Below are 18,818 nucleotides of genomic sequence, written 5' to 3'. Positions count from 1 at the left end.
TTGCCGCCGTTACAGAGTGGCGGCCTATTTCTTCGCGCAGGGGCTCCGCCATTCGGCTACCTGAAAAGGGGCCCTGACGCTACCTGCAGTACGGGGATCTCCTCGGCGTCTGGAGTACCTAACTTGCCATGAGAGATGCCCGGCTGAATCGCTACCGGCGGCACCATTTTCCCTTTCGAGCTGCAGCGTCCGTCGCAACGGTGGGCGGCGAAGCGGTTCACCAACATCCGATACTGGAGCGAGCCATCACTCGACGGGGCACTTCCCGCGTGGACGACCACGACGAATTCTGTTGAGGAAGAGGAATATTCGATTCGTGCGCAATCGCTTCGTCTGAGCCGGGGAGGGCGACTCGTGACCCACGCGCACCGGCGCAGGATTGTCCGGCGATACCAAACCCGACAATTTCCCTGCACGTCGCCCCTATTCTGCATCCTCGTCGTCGCGGTGTGCGGCCTCGATCACCTCGGGCGAGACCGGCCGCTGTAACCACGTCCTCATCCGCACCAAGCCGCCCGCGACGGTGCCAATGGCCATCACCGCCGCGATGATCCAGAATGCAGTGGACATAGCCCCAGTGTCCGCCTTCGACAGGCCGGATGGGTCGATACGCGCCCCTTCGCCATGAGAGCGATCGCCCACGGATTTCGGATCGACGTCCGGCGGCTGCGGTCCGGGGCGGTCGCGGTCAGCTCACGCCGCGGAGCGTGACTCGCTGGGTCGGCGGCGCAAGTCCACACTGCGCAGGGCGGCCGGAACGAACGCCTGGTCGAGAGTGCCGACGTCCGTGCCGGGGGGAACGATCTCGTCGATCCGGTCCAGGACGTCGTCGGACAGGACGACGTCGACCCCGGCCAACAGGTCCGCGAGCTGCTCCGTCGTGCGAGGGCCGAGCAGTGCGCTGGTGACGCCGGGATGGGTGATCGCGAAGGCCATCGCCAGGTGGGTCAGCGGCAGCGCGGCTTCCTCAGCGAGGGTGATGAGCTGTTCGACGGCGTCGAGACGCCGCTCGTCATTGAACACGTTGAGGAAGCTCGCCCGACGCACGTCGGTCTCCTGTCCTCTGCGCACGCGCCCGGTCAGCATGCCCTGGCCCAGCGGGCCCCACACCAGCACGCCCATGCCGAATCGCTTTGCCAGCGGCAGGATCTCGGCTTCGATGCCGCGATTGAGGATCGAGTACGGCGGCTGCTCGGTGCGAAACCTGGCCAGTCCGCGACGCTCGGCGACCCATTGGGCGTCGATGATGTCGGAAGCCGGTGAGGTCGAGGTCCCGATCGCGCGGACCTTGCCGCTGTGGATCAGGTCTGACAGCGCGGACAGTGTCTCCTCGACGTCGGTGTCGGGATCGAGGCGGTGCACCTGGTACAGGTCGATGTGGTCGGTCTGCAATCGGCGTAGCGAGTCCTCGACCGCGGTCATGATCCAGCGCCGCGAGGCGCCGGCGTGGTTGGCGGCCTCGCTCATCGGGCGGCCGAACTTGGTGGCGAGGACGACGTCGTCTCGACGACCCTTGAGGGCCTTACCGACGACCACCTCCGACGCGCCGTGCGGCGGGATCGAGTACGCGTCAGCGGTGTCGATGAAGTTGATGCCGGCGTCGAGCGCGGTGTGGATGAGGCGGATCGAGTCGTCATGGTCGGGATTGCCGATCGCTGCGCCGAGCAGCATCGTGCCGAGTGCGTAGGGGCTGACGTGCATGCCCGTGCGTCCCAGGGGTCGGTACTTCATTCGTCTGTCCTCGTCTCGGCGCTCTCGCCGGCTGGTACCACTCGGGGAGCGCGCGGTGCCGTACCATCAAAACGGAATGCCTTTCCGTTTATCCGACGATACGGAAAGCGTTTCCGGATTACAACGGTCAAAGTTCGTCGTGACGCAGGAAAGGGGAGTGCGGCATGCCTGAGGCCCGGATGGGTGCGGCCGACGCGGCCGCACCGGCGTCGCGGCGTCCGCGCGTTGATGCGCAGCGCAACAGGTCGGCGCTACTCGCCGCCGCGAAGGTCGTCTTCGCAGCGGCGGGCGTCGACGCGCCGGCGAAGGACATCGCCGACCGGGCCGGAGTCGGAGTCGGAACGCTCTACCGGCATTTCCCGCAGCGCGCCGATCTGGCCAAGGCCGTCCTCGACAGCGAGATCGACGACTGCGCCCAAGCCGGCCCAGCCTTGAGCGCCGAGCACGAGCCCGGTCTCGCACTGCAGAAGTGGCTGCTGCGGTACACCGCGTTCCTGGCCACCAAGGACGGCTTGGCCTCGGCCCTCGCCTCGGGAAGCACTTCGTTCGACACCCTGCGAAACCACATCCTCGACACGCTCGAACCCACCCTGCGAGCGCTGCTCGACGCCGCGACAGCCGACGGCCAGATCCGACCGGACGTCGGCCCACGCCAACTCATGTACGCCGTCGCGAAGCTGTGCTTGCCCGCCGCGGGCGAGCCTGCCGACGACCGCCAGAAAATGGTCGCAGTCCTGCTCGACGGGCTGCGCTACGGCGCCTGACCCGAGTCGGAATGACTGCCCGGTACGGCCAGTCTTGGTGGTGGACAGAACACCGACATACCGTTGTCGCAGCGGTGTCCGACGCTGGCACCATGACTGAGAACACGAACACGGTGCAAACAGACACGGCTGCTGCGGATGCGGCATTGGCGGTGTGGTTGCAGATGTGGAACGCCGACAGTGAGATCGCGCGACGGATCTGCAGTGAGGATTTCCGGATTCACTTCCTGATCCCCGAGGAGGACGGGTCCAACCCGGGCGACGACGTTCTGGGTGGGGACGGTTTCGCGCAGTTCCTGGATAAGTGGCGCCGGCGGCATCCCGGTGTGGTGTTCACCGAGGCCGCACGGGCAGTAGACGGCGCGCACGGCCGGATGCTGTGGAACATGCAGGCCAGGGATGTTGCAGCGGGCGGGATCGACGTCTTCGACTTCACCGACGATGGGCTGATTCGCGAGGTGTGGTCGGTGAACGGGACGCGCGCGCACCTGACCTGAGACCGGGGGAGACTCACCTTCATGAGGAGAGCCGAGCGGTTGTACGCGCTGGTGGATCTGCTGAGGGGATCACGCCGGCCATGGTCGGCCGCTCGGCTCTCGGAGGAGTTCGAGGTGTCCAAGCGCACCATCGAGCGTGATATCCAGTCCCTGCAGCTCGCGGGCGTGCCGATCTATGCCGACCACGGGGTGTCGGGCGGGTATTCGATCCTGCGCGAACACTCGTTGCCGCCGCTGAATCTCACCGTTGCGGAGTCGTTGGCGGTGCTCGCGGGGCTTGGTTTGGTGGAGACCTCGCCCTATGGTGCGGCGGCGCGTCGGGCAAGGGCGAAGGTTCTCGCGGTCAGCCGCGAGGATCAGCTCGCGCCGATCGACGGGGCGTTGGCGTCGATGTTCGTCATCGATGCTCAGCCGTCGTCCGAGGCGGCGGTCACGCTGATTCCGGAGGCGATCGCCGCGCGAAGGGTCGTACGGTTGAGCTATACCGCCAAGGATGGCAAGACCGACACCACCCGGGACGTGGAGGCGCTGGGTCTGCTGCGCGGAGGTGCTGCGTGGTTGTTCGTCGGATGGTGTCGACTGCGCGAGGGCATCCGCGGGTTCCAGCTTGACCGCATCCGACATCTGGAGATCACTGACGAGGTGTTTCCCGAACGCGATCCTTCAGTGCTGGATGAGGATCTGTCGCGGTGGAGCACGCGAAGGCTCGGGTGACGCCCCGATCCGGCTAGCGAACCCGGATCGCTCCTTAGGCGAGAAACGTTTGGCGACAGAGGATTACGCCGGCACGGTAGTGACCGCGGGATCGGACTCGATGGGACCGGACGGAAACAGCAGACCGCAGACCAGCGCGCCGGCGGCGAAGATCACCGCACCCCCGAAGAACGTGGTGGTGTAGCTCTCCATCGCGGCCATCGCCTGGGTCGCTGGGTCGGGTACCCGGCCCTGCAGGTAGTCCGACGCTGCGGCCGCGGCCAGCGCGCTCAGCACAGCCGTGCCGATCGACCCGCCGATCTGTTGGAACGTGCTCACCGCCGCGGAGGCGACACCGGCATCCTCGGCCTGCACCCCGGATGTGGCCGCCGCCATCGCGGGCGCCATCACCAGACCCAGGCCCAGGCCCGTGATCACCAGACCCGGCACCACATGCGTCACGTACGAGCTGTCGAACCCCAACCGCGTGAACAGGAGCAGGCCGACGGCTGCCAGCAACATGCCCGTGAACACCGAGAGCTTGGGTCCCACCGCGGCGGTGACCTTCGCCAGCGCGGTAGCCGACACGGCCAGCGCCGCGATCATCGGCAGGAACGCGAACCCGGTCTGCAGCGGTGTGAACTGCTTGACCGTCGACAGGTAGAAGGTCAGGAACAGCAGGACGGCGAACATTCCTGCGCCGCAGACCAGCAGTGCCGCGTAGGCGCCACCTCGGGTGCGGTCGGCCAGGATGCGCAGCGGCAGCAGGGGATTGGCGACGTCGCGTTCGATGAGCAGAAAGATGCCGATGAGCGAGATGCCCAGGCCGATGCAGCCCAGCGTCACGGCGCTGGTCCACCCCTCTGCTTCGGCGTTGCCCAGGCCGTACACCAGCGCAACCAGACCGCCGACGATGACCAGCGAACCGGGCAGGTCGAGGCGGGCCCGGGCCTCCGAGCGGCCCAGTGCCGGGACCAGGACGATGGTGCCGATGACGGCGATCAGGGCCAACGGCGCATTGACATAGAGGCACCAGCGCCAGGACAGGTACTCGGTCAGAGCGCCGCCGAGAATCAGGCCGATCGCGCCGCCACCACCGGAGATGGCGCCGAAGACACCGAATGCCTTTGCCCGCTCGTCTTTTTCGGTAAACGTGACGGTGAGCAGCGAAAGAGCGGCCGGGGCAAGCATGGCGCCGAAGACACCCTGCAGCGCACGGGCGGCAATCAGCACTTCGACGCTGCCCGCCACGCCACCGAGCACCGACGCAGACGCGAAACCGATCAACCCGATGAGGAACATCGGCTTCCGTCCCACCAGGTCGCCGAGGCGGCCACCGACCAGCAACAGAGACCCGAAGGCCAGGGCGTATCCCGTGATCAGCCACTGCCGGGCGTCGTCGGAGAAGCCCAGGTCCAGCTGGGCCGACGGCAGGGCGATGTTGACGATGGTGGCGTCGAGCACCACGACCAATTGAGCCAGCGCAATGACGCCCAGGATCAACCACTTCGAACCGCCGATGGTGCGCTTCGCGCCAGAGTCGGGTGCGCGGTGCCGACCGCCGGCGCGCGGTTCTGCCGGGCGCGTTGAGCTCAGAGTGGTCACTTGGCCTCCAAAGCGGAAAGTTTGTTCCGTTTCAATGTAGGCTATCCGGAAGAGTGTTTCCATTTCGAAGAGTGGGGTAGCGACGTGGCGTTCAGCACAGCGCGCGGGCACCGACAGCTCGACGACGTCTCGTATCCTGGCGGCGTGCCGCGCCCCGGATCGACCGCCGACTCCGACGGCAAGACGCTGCGACGTGACGCCGCGCGTAACCGGCAGCGCGTTCTCGACGCCGCGGCCGAGGCGTTCGCCGAGGTGGGATTGGACGTCGGCTACGAGGAGATCGCGCGGCGCGCCGGGGTCGGGGTGGGCACCGTGTACCGCCGGTTTCCTGAACGCGCCGAACTCGTCATCGCGTTGTTCGAGTCGCGCGTCGATGTGCTGGTCGACGTGGCGGACGCCGCCCTGGAAAAGCCCGACGGTCTAAGCGGTCTGCGATGGTTCCTGGAGCGGGCGGTGGAGATGCAGGTCGAGGATCGCGGACTGCAGGAGCTGGTGGCCGGCAGTTCATTTCGCGATGAGCGCTTGGTACGGGTGCGCCGTCGGATTGAGCCCGCGGTGGCGAGCCTGCTGGATCGCGCCAAGCGGGAGGGTGCCGTTCGCGCCGACGTGGAGCCATTGGACATCGGCGCGCTCATGATGGTGGTCAGCACCATGCACACCCCGAGCCAGCCCCAACTGTGGCGGCGCTATCTGGAATTGGTGTTCGACGCGATGGCGCCGAGCCCGGAGGGTTCGCGGCCACTGCCACTACGCGCCCCGACCGAACACGAACTGGAAGAGTTGGCGATCAGCATGCGCAAGGGACACTGAGCACCGGACGGCGCACACTGCCAATAGGCGAATGACTCAGGTTCGCAAGGTTGGGGCCAGGGCGGCATCGAGGATCCTCGCGTCGCGGGTCGCGATGGTGAGATTTCGCCGTAGAGCCTGGGCGACGATCACGCGATCGAAGGGATCCTTGTGCTCCCAGGGGAGTCGGCCGGCCAGGATCGCATCGGGAGACTCGATGGGCAATTCGGTTGTGGTCATATCAGCAATGATGTCGGCCCAGGCCGACAGGAGTGCCTCACCGTCAAGGCGGCCCAACCGAGTCTTGATCGAGATTTCCCAGGCCGAGGCCGCGGTCACGCACACGTTGGTGTTCGGATCGGCGATGATGGCCAGCGCGGAGGCGTCCAGCTCCGACGGCGTACTCGCCAGCCATAGAAGTGTGTGCGTGTCCAGCAGCACGTTCACGTTTCGGCGCTTTCCCAGCGCGCCAGTTCCGAATCTGGCAGGGGCTCGTCGAAGTCCTTGGGCACCAGAAGGTTTGGCAGCTGCCCGAACTTTCGCGGCATCAGTTCGACGGGCACCAATTTGGCGACGGGGCGGCCGTGATTCGTGATCGTCACGGACTTGCCCGTGCGTTCCACTTCGGCAAGAAGGGCATTGAGCCGGTTCTTGGCCTCCGTACTCGTCACCGTCGTGTCCACAAATCGACGCTACCAGGATCACGCTAGTCGCGCTAGCGCACCTAGCGTGATCCTGGGCGTTGCCTGCGGCGTGCAGTAGGTCCCAGCCAACGAGAGTCCCGGGGCGCAGCACCTCGGGCTCCGAGGTCTACTTCAATGGCTCGGGCGTAAAGGTGGCGTCGATACCGCCCACGGTCATCGTTACCTGACCTTCCATCACCATGACCTGCGCCGAGACCCGGCGATCGACGCTCTGGGCCAGTTGTTGCACCGGCGCGTGCGGAATCTGCACGACGGACAGATTCGGCAGACCCGCCACTTTGGGTCCCACGGTGCGCCACCAGGTGGCCACGCCGGCGGCGAATGGGAACAGCAGCACCTGGTCGGCCTTGCTGGCCGCCTTGCCCAAGACCCGTTCATCGGGCTGACCGACGACAATCCACTCCAGGGTCCGCTCCGTGTAGTCCGAGAGCCGCAAGTCCGGCACGCCAGGGGTGGACAGGCCCGCGCCGAACGCCAACTCACCGTCGACTTCGCTGAGCCGGTGTGCGCGCAATCCAAACGCCAACAAGCGCACCACCATCCGCTCATCGGTCTCACTGGGATGACGGGCCACGGTCAGCGCGTGATCGGCGTAGTAACCGTGATCGACATCGGAGACGCCAAGTTCGAATTTGAACACTGTTGCAGAAAGGGCCACGTCATAGTGTCCACCCTGGCGAAGCTCACCGATTAGTCGGGCCGCTCTCGTAGCACCTGTGACTGCAGATCCTGTGGGCAAGTTCGGCAGGGTCGGTGCACTCGTGGTCGATCGCAGCGATACGGGCCGTAGGCGCGTACAGCACTCCGAGAAGTCGAAAGCGCGAAGGACGGGGCAGATTCGGGGTGGGGTCAAGCCACTGTGGCGAGGAGGGTGGGTAGCCGTAGCCCGCTGACATCCCGGCACCGGGGCACGGAATCACTCCGGTCGCTGATACTCAAGCTGCAGATGCAGGCAGAATGCTTCTGCGACAGGCTCACTCGAACCTATGTATCTCACACCATCTGCGCGGCCGGAGATTAACCGCGTTCCAACGCGGCCGTCAGCGTTGGGCTGCCAGGCACGCTTGGGTGGTCAGTGTCTGCAGCCTCGGCGCGGCGTTGTCGAGATGGGCTTCCGGCAGAGCGTGGGTGGGCCATGGCCAAGGCGTAGGTGAGCCGATATTGCGCCGGCAACGCCGCGAAATCGGAGGCGGTCAGGTCCCGCTCAGCATCCCCAAGAAACTTTGGCCGAGAAGCTCATGTAAGGATTGATGGATGAATCGGATCTGCGTTTTCTCCGGCTCGAATTTGGGTCGCCATGACCAATATCGCACATCGGCAATGGAACTGGGCGCACTACTGGCTGAGCGCCAGATCGGTCTGGTTTACGGGGGAGCCGCCGTCGGACTCATGGGAGCAGTTGCAGATTCGGCTTTGGCCGCTGGCGGCGAGGTTATCGGGGTGATCCCGCGGGCCCTTGTTGAACACGAAGTCGCGCATACCGGCCTGCAGGATTTGCGGATCGTCGATTCCATGCATGAGCGCAAGGCGTTGATGGCTGAGCTGTCCGATGCCTTCATTGCCCTGCCTGGAGGAATCGGCACTCTCGAAGAGATTTTCGAAGTGTGGACGTGGACTCAGCTTGGCGCCCATGCAAAACCGTGCGGGTTGCTCAACACCCTCAACTTCTACGACGGATTGCTGGCCTTCCTCGACCATGTTGTCGACGAGAGTTTCTTGAAGCCCGTCCATCGACAGATGCTTCTCTCTTCGGATTCACCCACTGACTTGCTGAATGGACTACTCACCTATCAACTCTCAACGGAGACGAAGTGGATCAGGCGCGATGAACGCTGATGGCTCTGGCCCACGCGTCGGATGTGGTGCAGCGATCGTCCAGGACGGTAACCTGCTGCTTGTCCGCCGCAGGCGCAATCCGGAGGCGGGTTGCTGGGGCCTCCCGGGAGGCAAGGTCGACCCGTTTGAGCCCGTGGCGGCCGCGGTGACGCGCGAGATCCGCGAAGAACTCGGCATCTCCATCGAACCGAGCCTGCTCCTATGTGTCGTCGACCAGATCGATCGTCAGGCCGGCCAACACTGGGTGGCTCCGGTCTATCTCATCGAACGCTATGACGGCACACCCTCCGTTCTCGAACCGCAGGCGTTGTCGGCGATGCGGTGGTTCGATCTCGATAATCTGCCCGAGCCGCTGACCGAGGCGACGCGGCAGGCCGCATCGGCTCTTCGGCGTCGCACGTTGTTGAATTGAACTAGGGCCAGCATCTGAGTCCAGTCTCAATGTCGCCGGGACAGCGCAGAACAAAACCATTGGTGTGCAGGGCAATAGGACGTACTTTACTGGTAACGCTGCATATTCATTTACTGCATATCCGATCTAGGTCTACGAGCGCTGGCGCGACCCCGAACTTTGTATATACTGATCCTCAACTTGGTATATACACTGGGAGGCTTGTCGGATGACAAAGCGACTGATCGATCTCGACGATGACCTGCTGGCCGCCGCGCAGAAGGAGCTCAAAACGTCCGGCGTATCGGACACCGTGCGCATCGCATTGCAGCAGGCAGCAGCCTCGTCTGCTCGTGCACGCCAGATCGCTTGGCTGCAAGCCGGCGGCCTAGGGGAGATGGCGGACCCCGATCAACGTGGTGACGTGTGGCGCTGATCGCTCGGCACCTCGTCGATACCAGCGCGGCAGCACGGATGAAGCACCCCGAGGTTGCCTCCAGGCTGGCCCCGCTCATTGAGGCCGGATTGGTCGCAACCACCGCTCAGCTCGACGCCGAGGCGCTCTACAGCGCCCGCAGCCCTAAAGACTATGAACAACTCCGGTCAGACCGCCGTCTGGCCTATGAGTACCTGCCAACCGATGACGAGCACTGGCAGATGGCACTCGGCGCGCAACGGCAGCTCGCCAGCACTGGTCGCCACCGCGCCGTCGGCATGGCCGACCTCCTGATCGCCACCATCGCAGGGGCCCATGATGTGACGCTGATTCACTATGACGCCGACTTTGAGATTGCCGCAGAGGTACTACCATTCCGGCATCAATGGGTTCTGGAACGGGGGACCATCTAACGGTGCGACGTATCAAAACCATTGGTCGGCAACGTAATATGCAGTGATTTACTGGTAACGCTGCATATTCGATTCCTGCACATCTTCCGGCGAGTGCCTGCAGAGGTCGCGCAACACTTCCGTAGGTATGCGATCTTGTCGCGGGTGGCGGGCGTCTCCGACGGCGTTTTCGATCCGCTGATCGCTCAGAACGCGTCTTCGGGCAGATCCATCACCCCGAAGTCGGCACCCGCAACAGTCACGCGAGCCGCCGCTATCTGAGGCAATGCCGTGCGAGCGAAGAACCGCGCTGCGGTTATCTTGCCCTCGTAGAACTGCTGGTCCTGATCCGAAAGCACGTGCAACAGAGCGTCATTGGCTACCTGAGCCTGCCGCAGCAGCAGCCAGCCGGGGAGCGGCGCGGCAGTCCCAACAGTGCCGGAAACCAGTGGGGCTGGTCAGCCGCTTGTGGCATCCACAAATTCAGCGAGGCTCTCACACCACGAAAGCTTGTAACACCGAAAGGCTGTCCTCGTAGATGTGGTGGCGGGTGATCAGCCCGTGCTCCACAGTGAGGTGCAATGCGAAAGCGGCGTCGTAGCTTCGCCCAGTCGGTTTGGCGGTGTTGTGGAGCTCGCCGAGCACGATTGCGTCTGCGCCGTCGACCAGCACAGAAAACACCTCCGCAGAACTCTGATTCGTGATGTGATGCTCGATGATGAGCTTGAAGTGCTCGTTGACACCGGCACGGTCGGATCGCTGCTGGATCCACGGGACGACAGCGGCGTAGTCTCCGGCCGGCCAGTTCAGCTTCCACGAGATCGACTCGGCATATAGCTCGGCTATCCTTGCCGGGTCGCCGGCGGCGATGCGGCGAAGCAGTTCGGCGACGACCTCACGGGTATCCACCGTACGAGTGTGGCATTCGTCGGCGAGTCGAGCCATTACGTCGCAGGTCATCTGTCGTTGGGCGCATTGGGCGGCAGCGCAGTACACAGTCACTTACTGGTAACCCGCCATATTCGATTCCGCCGCATTCCCGGACCCACGCGCGTGGGGTACATGTGGTCGGTCGAGCCGGGGAGAGCCCGGATGCTTGTCGCGATCAACCTCAGTAGGGTGTCCGCGGCGTAGCGAGGGGCGTAGTCCGCAGTTCGCTGATTTTCTCGGGAAGTACCGGTTGATCGAATCGGAGGATTTGTGGTCGGGCTCGGGCATCTATTGGTCGACGTGTCTGCGGAGTTTGTTCAGGACGCCCGATATTTCTACGCCGTCAGGCCCGCAGGGCGCGGGCCACGCACTGCTGAGGAGTTAAGCGCGGCCAGATCAGCAGGACTGCACCAGCCTCGTCGGATCCTCCTGCAGATGAGTGTGTAGTGCGGGCTGGGGGAGTCCCAGTCCCCAGTCCGAACCAGGCCAACAACGATATGCTCGTTGCCATCGGCGCGGCGATGGCTGCGGCGGTGCGCTAGTCGGATGCATTCTGGATTCGCAAATCGTTGTGCCGCAATATTATTGCGGAAGGCAGTTGGCAAACGCCGCCATCGTGGCCGGCCAAGCGCGCGGTAGGCTGGGGCCGGTATTTCAGCTTCGTTCATCGGCAGTCCTTCACGAACGTGCTGCTCGGTGAGACGCCATTTCAGGAAGCACCCGCTACACGCGACTAGCGGTCCAATTGTCTAGCTGCCAGGGCAGAGCAGATTTAGAGCGGACCCTTGGATGGCGAGTCTCTGAATATTGGTGAGAGGCTAGACGGAGTCGGCGAGAATGGCATCCATGCGCGTCCGGGCCGTATCGACATCGGGCGAATACATCGCAGCAGTACATCGCTGATAGCCCGTCTCTTCCGCCGCGATGGGGTCAACGATATTCACGCCCAGATTTTTCCGAAAGTGGTTGAGCCACCTCTCTTCATTTGGGCTGAAAAATCGTGGGTCTGCGTCGGCAAGTGTGCCGGCGTCAGCATCGTGAGTGCGACTACGGCTACCCCAACGCCCATCAACTTTTCAAGAGGAACCTTGCGACCGCGTGTAACCCTGTGCTCCAATCGGTTTCGAAGATGCTGGGATGAAGAAGCCTGAGATTAGTAGCGCCGCACCGACGACCCCTAGGCCTATCGCTAACAACTGAAAGATGCCCTTTTTTCCTTCACACTGCGGTTATCGACCGGCAACCACCACCGCCGCGCCACAACCACCTCCGCGCTCGACTGGCCAGCGATTCGCGTCGTCAGGAAGTTCCTGCCGCACAAGTGCACCGGCTAAGAAGATGCCGCCCCAGCGACTCACGGGGAGAAGGCCCGACCGCTACGCCTAGCCGCCATGCGCTCAGTGAAGCTCCACACTTTGCTATTGCTCTAGTCCGGTGGGGACTGGATGGTGGTTCGCCGGTGGTGGAGTTCTATCGCATCGTTGATCACCAAGAACGCGCCCTGTATCGCTGGCTGAAACCACTTGCGATTGAACGCCGCGCGGTCGTCGCGCAGCTCATCGGCCCAGTAATGCCCCGGGCCGATGCAGGTATCCGACTACTCGTGCGTCGGCACTCCCGCCGTCCAAGGATTCAGTCATGACGACAACATCCGCACCCTCGGAGGTGTTCTCCACCACCTGGCCGACGCGTGTGCTATCGGCGGCGGTGATCGATGACGATCCGGCGTTCGTGGCACAGCACATCGGGGAGGTTCGCCGCCTCAATGCACTCTCCTATCGACGGTTCCCCGCGCCAAAGACGCTCACCGGCCTGTTCGATTTCCTGCCGGAAGTGGTCTCGCTGGCTCATTGGCAGACGCCGTTCAAGGATCAGCTGGACCGGGGCACCTGTTACGCATTCGCCACGTGCGCGGGCATGGAGGCCGCTTACCGACGCCAGCATCACGTCACCCTCGACTTGTCCGAGCAGTTCGCATTCCACATCAACAAGGCGGGCGAACTGATCCCAGGGTTCCACAGCAGCCCGAAACTGCTGCATGAGAACAACAGTTCGTTCTGGGGCTTCCAGGGCTCCTCGGACATCGTCACCAAACTCGCCCGCAGCGCCATCCCGTTGGAACGCCACGCGCGGTATCTGTCACACAGCGACATGAACACGCTGCGCCTCAACACGCCCGGTGCGGGCGCACTGATCTCCGAAGAGTCCACGCCGCAAAGCCAAATCGATGCCTTCGAATACACGCAGGGGCACATCCCGCTGGCATCGCGATATCGGGCCCGGTACCGCGTGACCGGCTTCCGGTCGCTGGGCGACGACCCCTCGGACATCCTGATCCAGGCCGTGCTGTCGCAGGGCCACGAGGTGATCGCCGATATTCCAGGGCACTGCTATCTCATCGTCGGTTATGACCGGGGCAGTCGCGAATGGCTCGTGAAGGATTCGAGGGGTCAGAACACCTTCATTCGAGTGCCCTTCGGTGCTCCGGCGATCCTGGGGGCGCACTACATCACCGCGGTGTGCCCGCCCGAGAGCTCAGTGCAGAAGGATGCCTGGTGGATCGGCCGCTGGAACGTCGACCACGACGGCTGGACGGGCCACCTGGTGATCCGCCGGACGACCGATTACCGCCAGGCAGAGGGCAAGCCGACCAAACTGGGGACCTATTTCCGCGACGGCAAGGGATACGCCGTCAACGGATACGTCGAGGATGACGGCCAGCAGTTGCACTTCTGGGTTGCCGACTCGACCAAGCGGGTGCCCGCGGGCAAACTGACCGGTCAAGAGTTCCGCGCGTATGTGTTCTCCTGGGATCCAGACAACGCTGCCGGCCAGACATGGTGGTCGGGAATCCCGTTCGGGGTAACCATGAGTCGGGACCCTATTCACACGCTAGGAAACCGGGGATTCGATGCCAGTCAGTGGATCGGCACCTGGGACATGAACCACGACGGGTGGGGGGGACGCTTGGAGATCTCGTCGGTCGCGCCGCTTCGCGTCCGGTACACACCGGACGCCGGGGAGTCGCTCGACGTGGTGGGCAGCCTGGTCTCCCCGCACGAACTGCGCCTGATGATCATGTTTCCCGACGGCATCCAGCCATTCACCCTGTTGGCCCACACGTGGGAGCTCGGCCGGTTCTCCGGTGTTACACGGTGGGGCGGCGGACCCTTCAACTGGGGTGGGCGCCGGTTCGGCGTCCAGGGCGTGAAGCGCTGATCCTGTGGCGGCGCTATTACCCGCGCCACGCCTCGGCGGCTGGGCCAAGACCGAGGGCGCGTCGGTAACCCGAGTTCGAAGCGCTCACTAGACCCACATCGTTGTCGGACCACAAATACGCGCCACGGCCGAGTCGACGGGCTGTACGGCTACCGATAGTCCGCGGTCTCGGGAAGCGCGGCCAGTACCCGGAGAATACGTACGTGAATCGATTTCTGCAGCTCCAGTTGCTCGTACTCGAACGCTATGCACCGCAGCAGCAGGCGCTCGAGTTCTCGAACTTCGATGGAGGTTGGGGCGAGCGCCACGATCCCCAGGTTCGATGCGAAAGCCGCCAGATCTATTGAGATCGAACAGACAGGAAGTGGACGAAACACGCGGCGGGTGGCGGTCACTTGAGGCGTCCCTGATTCATCAGGTGACCATGGCATGCTTTACGGGTAACCCTGCATATTCGATTGCTGCATAATCGTTGACGAGATGCCCACGTGTCGTGCGCGGTTCCCGTCAGGTGCGGCGTATGAGGCTGGCACATAACGTGAGCAAGCGCTCGATCGCCGACGCCGTGCTGTACGGCGCCCTGCTGACGATCGACGCGATGGCTACGCCGACGGCGCCGAGCGCCTCATGAGAGGCGCAGCCACGCTGGCGAAGTCGATGATCCGTGCCCCGATTTCACGTACCTGCTGCTGCGTGAGTTGACGGTACGGCTGCGCGGAGACCGACATAACGGCGGTGCCGTGCTCATCGAAAATCGGTGCCGAGATTGTGGCGAGGGGATGGGCATCCACCTCGGGCAACTCGTCGGGTAGAAAGTCGACGACTGTCAGGTCGGCGACGGCACCGGCCAGACGAACCGAGACCGGATCCGGCCCGTTTCCATTGTCGAGGGCCAGCAGCGCGGTGTACACGCGCAGCAGGGGGTCGCTGAGGCGTTCGATACCGAATCCGCGTTCCCGAACCTCTGTCAGCACCTTTGGCATCCGCGCCCGGTAGACATCATTGGCCGCACCGGCGGCGTCCATCCAGCGCTCGTGCGCGGCTGTGGGTGCCCATGCGACGAACTCGCGGCCGAACGGTGCGACGAAGGGCAGGCGCACCCCGGCGCGAACAGGGGGAGGATTGGCTCCGGGAGACGCCGCGTCGATGACGGTGATGGAACCATCGCTCACCTCCGAGATGCAGACCGCCATGCCGAGCTCGGTGCACAGCTTGTGCAGAGGCGCTCTGAGAACGCGTGACAGCGGTGTCGCGGCCGACGGTGGGGTAGGCAGGCCCGGGCCCGGTGAGTATTTCCCGCTGAGTGGGTCACGCAGAACCCACTCGCACACGCGCAGTGTGTGCAAGATGGCGTGCCCGGTGGATCGGCTGATCCGCAGCTCACGGCATATCTCAGCCAATGTCAACGGGGTGCCGGCACGATCGACCAGTAACTCGACGACTGCGACGACACGTCGGGTCGGGGGCGAAAGGTCTTGACCGTCGGGGTCTTCCTCGCCTAACTTCGCGTTCATATAGTCGAATCATAACTCGAATATTCGACACACTGCCATTCTGAAGAGGATGCCCGCGATGGCGCAAACAGTTCTGGACATCGACGATCTGACAGCGCCGGTGCTCGATCCGATCCAACGGCAGGTCCTCGAACACATGGCTGCGGTATCGGTCGAACTCGATCCGGCCACCCTGATCGACGAGGCGATCGAGCGAACTGGAATGGACGACTTCGGCCCGGGCGACTTTCGTCCCCGGCTGGAGGCATACGCCGCGGCAGTGGACGCCGATTCGGGCAACACGAACCTGAACAGGCTGATCATCCGTAACCGGATCATCCGACTGCTGTCACAGCGGTTGCTGCTGGCCGACCTCTTGCGTCGCTACCCGGAGATCCACGCCATCGAGATCGAAAGTCCGTTCATCGTCGTCGGTCTTCCCCGCTCGGGTACAACGCATCTGGTGAATCTCATAGCGGCCGACACCCGTCGGCGCGCGCTGCCGTACTGGGAAAGCCAGGAACCCTTTCCGTACCTGGGTGAAGGTCCCGACGTCGGCGGCGTCGACCCGAGATTCACGCGCAGCGTCGAAGAGCACGAATCGGCCAAGATGATGACGCCCCTGGTGCAGGCGATGCACGACCGATTCCCGCAGGCCATCGAGGAGGAAGTCGAGCTCCTCGACCTCGACTTCGCGAGCTATGTCCTGGAGTGGCACGCCCGGGTGCCGCAATGGCGAGACTTCTACCTCGGGCTCGACCAGCGCGAACATTACGGCTACCTGCGGACTGTTCTGCAGGCGCTGACCTTCCTGCGTGGTCCACGCCAGTGGGTCCTCAAATCGCCGCAACACTGCGAGCAACTCGGACCGCTGATGCAGACCTTCCCGGACGCCACAGTGGCGTTCACCCACCGAGACCCCGTGGCCGTCATCCAGTCCGCCGTGACCATGCTGGCCTACGGGGACCGGATGCGCCGCAAAGAGATCGACCCCGAGGGACTGGTGGAGTACTGGATCGACCGGATCGAACGGTTGCTGCGCGCCTGCGTGCGCGACCGCGAATTGATCGGTGCGGACCGCAGCGTCGATATCCCGTTCCATCAGCTCAACGGCAACGAGATTTCGATCCTGGAGACGCTGTACGAGTGCAACGGAACGGAACTCACGCCGGAGGCTAGTGCGGCTTTCCAGAGCTACCTCGACGCCAACCCCCGGGGCAAGCACGGCCAGGTGCGCTACGACCTCGCACGGGATTTCGGGCGGACCCCTGAAGAGATACGGGCGAGGTTCGCCTTCTACTTCGACCGGTTCGATGTGCGGGCCGAAGTATGAGCACATTCGAGCCCATTTATCTGAGCCGGCCGGGAGGCGACGCCATCGTCGGCGCCGGGGCGCCCGCCGAAGAGGTCGCGCCGGGGATCTGGATGTCACCGGGCCTGTCGAACTCCTTCCTGTTGACGACCGGCGAGGGCCGGATCGTGGTGAACACGGGGATGGGCTTCGAGGGGCCGGTTCACCGCGCCAACTACGACGCCGTCGATTCGTCGCCGATCCGGTACGTCATCCTCACCCAGGGGCATGTGGATCACGTGGGCGGTGTCGGCACTGTCGCCGACCCGGACAGTGACATTGTCGCCCAGTCGAACTGGGAGATGTGGCGACGGGACAACGAGATTCTGGCCGCGTTCCGCGCGCAGAATTCTGCCTTCGCCTGGGTGGACAAGGTGATGGACACGATCAACCACGCCACGGCTCGATTCGGTACGCCGCCGCCACAGAGTGCCCCCACCCCGACCATCGTGTTCGACGACGAATTCCTCATCGAACTGGGCGGGCGGCACCTGCAGCTCTATGCGACACCAGGCGGCGAAACCACCGACAGCCTCGTCGTGTGGCTGCCCGACGAGGGTGTCTGCCTATGCGGCAACGTGTTCGGGGCGCTATTCGGGCACATCCCGAACCTGGTGACGATCCGCGGCGACCGGTACCGCGATGCGCTCACCGTCGTCGAGTCCATCGACAGGGTGCGGGCGCTGGGAGCGGAGACGCTTCTCACCGGCCATTTCGGCCCGATCGTCGGCAAGGAACGGATCCACTGGGAGTTGACTCGCCTTCGTGACGCCGTGCTGTCCATCCACGACCAGACTGTGGCGGGGATGAACGCAGGCAAGGATGTACACACGCTGATGCGTGAGGTGGTGTTGCCGCCCGCGCTGCAGGTCGGTGAAGGCTACGGGATGGTGCGGTGGAACGTGCGAGCGATTTGGGAGAACTACGCAGGCTGGTTCCACCACCGCTCTACGACCGAGCTCTACGCCGAGGGCCCGGACTCCGCAGAGCACGCGCTGTTGGAACTTGCCGGGACAGAAGCTGTTCTGGGTCGGGCGGCAGCCCTCCTGGAGGCGGACGAACCCGTTCAGGCCATCCACTTGGCCGAGATCGTCAACCGCAACTACCCGGACGACCAGGATGCGCGGCAGCTTCTGGTCGCTGCACACAAGCGGCTGCTGGGAGGCAGCACCAACTTCTGGGAGTCGGCATGGCTGCACAAGAAGATCGAGGAGCTCGCATGACGAATCGTGTTCAGTTCGACTTCACCGGCACCACCGCGCTGGTGACGGGCGGAACCAGCGGGATCGGTCACGCGACAGCGTCGCTGCTGCGTGACAGCGGAGCGACGGTGACCATCACCGGCACCCGGCAGGGGCCCGACGACTACGACGACGTCGACCTCTCGGGCCTGGACTACCGGCAGCTGTCGCTGACCGATGACGCCGGCATCGCCGCCCTCGCCGCGTCGTTTACCGAGCTGGACATCCTGATCAACAACGCGGGGGCCAACTTTCCCGGTGGGCTCGACGAGTCCACCCCCGAAGGCTTCACTCTGTCGGTGGAGGTGAACCTGTTGGCGCCGTTCAAGTTGACCGAGCGGTTACACGACGCCCTGAAGCGATCGACGGCGCCCGGGGGAGCCAGCGTGGTGATGCTCGCGTCGATGGCGGCGATCCGGTCGGTACCGGTGGTCCCCGGATACGGGTCCGCGAAGGCAGGTGTGCTGGCGTTGACCCGCAATCTCGCCGTGAAGTGGGCGGCCGACGGCATCCGGCTCAACACCGTCGTACCGGGAGTCGTCGCGACCCGGATGACGGCGCCGATGGATTACGTGCCGGAAATCAAGCAGGGGCAGGTCGACCACATTCCCCTCGGTCGGTTCGCAAGACCCGAAGAGATCGCGTCGCCGATCGTGTACTTGTGCACTGAAAGTGCTTCGTACTGCACAGGATCGGCATTTGTCGTCGACGGCGCCTACAGCGTGCTGTGACCGGCACAACCCGAT

At 64.2% G+C, this 18,818-nt stretch carries 23 protein-coding genes and 1 pseudogene; 12 read left to right on the top strand and 12 right to left on the bottom strand.

Going from position 1 to position 18,818, the window contains the following annotated elements; translation table 11 throughout:
• Positions 1-423: 423 nt before the first annotated feature.
• Both MVA01S_RS30730 and MVA01S_RS01050 read right to left on the bottom strand, forming a co-directional pair.
• Positions 424-570 (bottom strand): hypothetical protein, encoded by a 147-nt coding sequence (locus MVA01S_RS30730; RefSeq protein WP_003932496.1) that lies wholly within the window; start codon positions 568-570, stop codon positions 424-426.
• Positions 571-693: 123 nt separating this feature from the next.
• Positions 694-1,731, bottom strand: coding sequence for an aldo/keto reductase (locus MVA01S_RS01050; protein ID WP_003932497.1), 1,038 nt, complete (start codon positions 1,729-1,731; stop codon positions 694-696).
• A 164-nt stretch (positions 1,732-1,895) separates the two neighbouring features.
• On the opposite strand from MVA01S_RS01050, the gene MVA01S_RS01045 reads away from it, so the two are divergent.
• The 3 genes from MVA01S_RS01045 (at position 1,896) to MVA01S_RS01035 (ending at position 3,706) form a co-directional block, all read left to right on the top strand.
• Positions 1,896-2,495 (top strand): TetR/AcrR family transcriptional regulator, encoded by a 600-nt coding sequence (locus tag MVA01S_RS01045; protein ID WP_040542431.1) that lies wholly within the window; start codon positions 1,896-1,898, stop codon positions 2,493-2,495.
• Between the two features lie 92 nt (positions 2,496-2,587).
• Positions 2,588-2,992 carry a nuclear transport factor 2 family protein gene (locus tag MVA01S_RS01040; RefSeq protein WP_040542581.1) on the top strand — a complete coding sequence of 135 codons (405 nt, stop codon included), beginning with the start codon at positions 2,588-2,590 and terminating at the stop codon, positions 2,990-2,992.
• Between the two features lie 21 nt (positions 2,993-3,013).
• A complete protein-coding gene (locus tag MVA01S_RS01035; RefSeq protein ID WP_040542433.1) occupies positions 3,014-3,706 on the top strand; it encodes a helix-turn-helix transcriptional regulator in 693 nt (230 codons plus the stop codon).
• Between the two features lie 63 nt (positions 3,707-3,769).
• Here MVA01S_RS01035 and MVA01S_RS01030 read toward each other — a convergent pair whose 3' ends face one another.
• On the bottom strand, positions 3,770-5,290 hold the full coding sequence (locus MVA01S_RS01030) for an MFS transporter (protein ID WP_003932501.1): 1,521 nt from the start codon (positions 5,288-5,290) through the stop codon (positions 3,770-3,772).
• Here MVA01S_RS01030 and MVA01S_RS01025 point away from each other — a divergent pair, their 5' ends adjacent.
• Positions 5,291-6,100 (top strand): TetR/AcrR family transcriptional regulator, encoded by an 810-nt coding sequence (locus MVA01S_RS01025; RefSeq protein WP_081529148.1) that lies wholly within the window; start codon positions 5,291-5,293, stop codon positions 6,098-6,100.
• Positions 6,101-6,136: 36 nt separating this feature from the next.
• Here MVA01S_RS01025 and MVA01S_RS01020 read toward each other — a convergent pair whose 3' ends face one another.
• From MVA01S_RS01020 to MVA01S_RS01010, 3 genes are all read right to left on the bottom strand, one after another.
• The gene (locus MVA01S_RS01020; protein ID WP_003932503.1) at positions 6,137-6,526 is read right to left on the bottom strand and encodes a type II toxin-antitoxin system VapC family toxin; all 390 of its coding nucleotides are present in this window, start codon (positions 6,524-6,526) and stop codon (positions 6,137-6,139) included.
• Positions 6,523-6,762, bottom strand: coding sequence for a type II toxin-antitoxin system Phd/YefM family antitoxin (locus tag MVA01S_RS01015; RefSeq protein ID WP_003932504.1), 240 nt, complete (start codon positions 6,760-6,762; stop codon positions 6,523-6,525). Before MVA01S_RS01015 ends, MVA01S_RS01020 begins: the two co-directional genes overlap by 4 nt.
• 127 nt (positions 6,763-6,889) lie before the next feature.
• Positions 6,890-7,441, bottom strand: a complete 552-nt coding sequence (locus MVA01S_RS01010; protein ID WP_003932505.1) for a YaeQ family protein — start codon at positions 7,439-7,441, stop codon at positions 6,890-6,892.
• A 596-nt stretch (positions 7,442-8,037) separates the two neighbouring features.
• Here MVA01S_RS01010 and MVA01S_RS01005 point away from each other — a divergent pair.
• The 4 genes from MVA01S_RS01005 to MVA01S_RS00990 all read left to right on the top strand — a co-directional run bounded on the left by MVA01S_RS01005 (position 8,038) and on the right by MVA01S_RS00990 (position 9,859).
• On the top strand, positions 8,038-8,619 hold the full coding sequence (locus MVA01S_RS01005; RefSeq protein WP_040542435.1) for an LOG family protein: 582 nt from the start codon (positions 8,038-8,040) through the stop codon (positions 8,617-8,619).
• Complete coding sequence (locus tag MVA01S_RS01000) at positions 8,609-9,031, top strand: NUDIX hydrolase (protein WP_040542437.1); 423 nt, start codon at positions 8,609-8,611, stop codon at positions 9,029-9,031. The genes MVA01S_RS01005 and MVA01S_RS01000 overlap by 11 nt, the downstream gene beginning before the upstream one ends.
• Positions 9,032-9,239: 208 nt before the next feature.
• Positions 9,240-9,446, top strand: a complete 207-nt coding sequence (locus tag MVA01S_RS00995) for a hypothetical protein (protein WP_003932508.1) — start codon at positions 9,240-9,242, stop codon at positions 9,444-9,446.
• Entirely contained in the window at positions 9,437-9,859 is a 423-nt protein-coding gene (locus MVA01S_RS00990; protein WP_003932509.1) for a PIN domain-containing protein, read from the top strand. Before MVA01S_RS00995 ends, MVA01S_RS00990 begins: the two co-directional genes overlap by 10 nt.
• Before the next feature lie 185 nt (positions 9,860-10,044).
• Here the strand turns inward: MVA01S_RS00990 and MVA01S_RS30140 are convergent, their stop codons facing one another.
• The 3 genes from MVA01S_RS30140 to MVA01S_RS31810 form a co-directional block, all read right to left on the bottom strand.
• On the bottom strand, positions 10,045-10,236 hold the full coding sequence (locus MVA01S_RS30140) for an acyl-CoA dehydrogenase C-terminal domain-containing protein (protein ID WP_255251664.1): 192 nt from the start codon (positions 10,234-10,236) through the stop codon (positions 10,045-10,047).
• 97 nt (positions 10,237-10,333) lie between these two features.
• The gene (locus MVA01S_RS00985) at positions 10,334-10,747 is read right to left on the bottom strand and encodes a nuclear transport factor 2 family protein (protein WP_003932511.1); all 414 of its coding nucleotides are present in this window, start codon (positions 10,745-10,747) and stop codon (positions 10,334-10,336) included.
• 839 nt (positions 10,748-11,586) lie between these two features.
• Entirely contained in the window at positions 11,587-11,712 is a 126-nt protein-coding gene (locus MVA01S_RS31810; RefSeq protein ID WP_255251663.1) for a hypothetical protein, read from the bottom strand.
• A gap of 721 nt (positions 11,713-12,433) precedes the next feature.
• Between MVA01S_RS31810 and MVA01S_RS00980 the strand changes: the two genes are divergently transcribed.
• The gene (locus MVA01S_RS00980; protein WP_003932512.1) at positions 12,434-13,987 is read left to right on the top strand and encodes a C1 family peptidase; all 1,554 of its coding nucleotides are present in this window, start codon (positions 12,434-12,436) and stop codon (positions 13,985-13,987) included.
• Between the two features lie 149 nt (positions 13,988-14,136).
• Here MVA01S_RS00980 and MVA01S_RS31185 read toward each other — a convergent pair whose 3' ends face one another.
• From MVA01S_RS31185 to MVA01S_RS32330, 3 genes and pseudogenes are all read right to left on the bottom strand, one after another.
• On the bottom strand, positions 14,137-14,382 hold the full coding sequence (locus tag MVA01S_RS31185; protein ID WP_144033074.1) for a hypothetical protein: 246 nt from the start codon (positions 14,380-14,382) through the stop codon (positions 14,137-14,139).
• Positions 14,383-14,589: 207 nt separating this feature from the next.
• Positions 14,590-15,180 (bottom strand): IclR family transcriptional regulator, encoded by a 591-nt coding sequence (locus MVA01S_RS31805; RefSeq protein ID WP_003932513.1) that lies wholly within the window; start codon positions 15,178-15,180, stop codon positions 14,590-14,592.
• Between the two features lie 123 nt (positions 15,181-15,303).
• Positions 15,304-15,501 (bottom strand): annotated as a pseudogene (locus MVA01S_RS32330) (helix-turn-helix domain-containing protein); the annotation flags it as partial.
• A gap of 58 nt (positions 15,502-15,559) precedes the next feature.
• Between MVA01S_RS32330 and MVA01S_RS00970 the strand changes: the two are divergent.
• The 3 genes from MVA01S_RS00970 to MVA01S_RS00960 are packed head-to-tail and all read left to right on the top strand — an operon-like array spanning position 15,560 to position 18,803.
• A complete protein-coding gene (locus MVA01S_RS00970; protein WP_003932514.1) occupies positions 15,560-16,813 on the top strand; it encodes a sulfotransferase family protein in 1,254 nt (417 codons plus the stop codon).
• Entirely contained in the window at positions 16,810-18,054 is a 1,245-nt protein-coding gene (locus MVA01S_RS00965; protein WP_003932515.1) for an MBL fold metallo-hydrolase, read from the top strand. The genes MVA01S_RS00970 and MVA01S_RS00965 overlap by 4 nt, the downstream gene beginning before the upstream one ends.
• On the top strand, positions 18,051-18,803 hold the full coding sequence (locus tag MVA01S_RS00960; RefSeq protein WP_003932516.1) for an SDR family NAD(P)-dependent oxidoreductase: 753 nt from the start codon (positions 18,051-18,053) through the stop codon (positions 18,801-18,803). The genes MVA01S_RS00965 and MVA01S_RS00960 overlap by 4 nt, the downstream gene beginning before the upstream one ends.
• Positions 18,804-18,818 lie beyond the last annotated feature (15 nt).

This window comes from Mycolicibacterium vaccae NBRC 14118 = CIP 105934 (assembly GCF_001552715.1).
Taxonomy (GTDB): domain Bacteria; phylum Actinomycetota; class Actinomycetes; order Mycobacteriales; family Mycobacteriaceae; genus Mycobacterium; species Mycobacterium vaccae.
The sequence above is the reverse complement of the archived record's forward strand: the minus strand, read 5'-3'. Positions and strand labels throughout refer to the sequence as shown.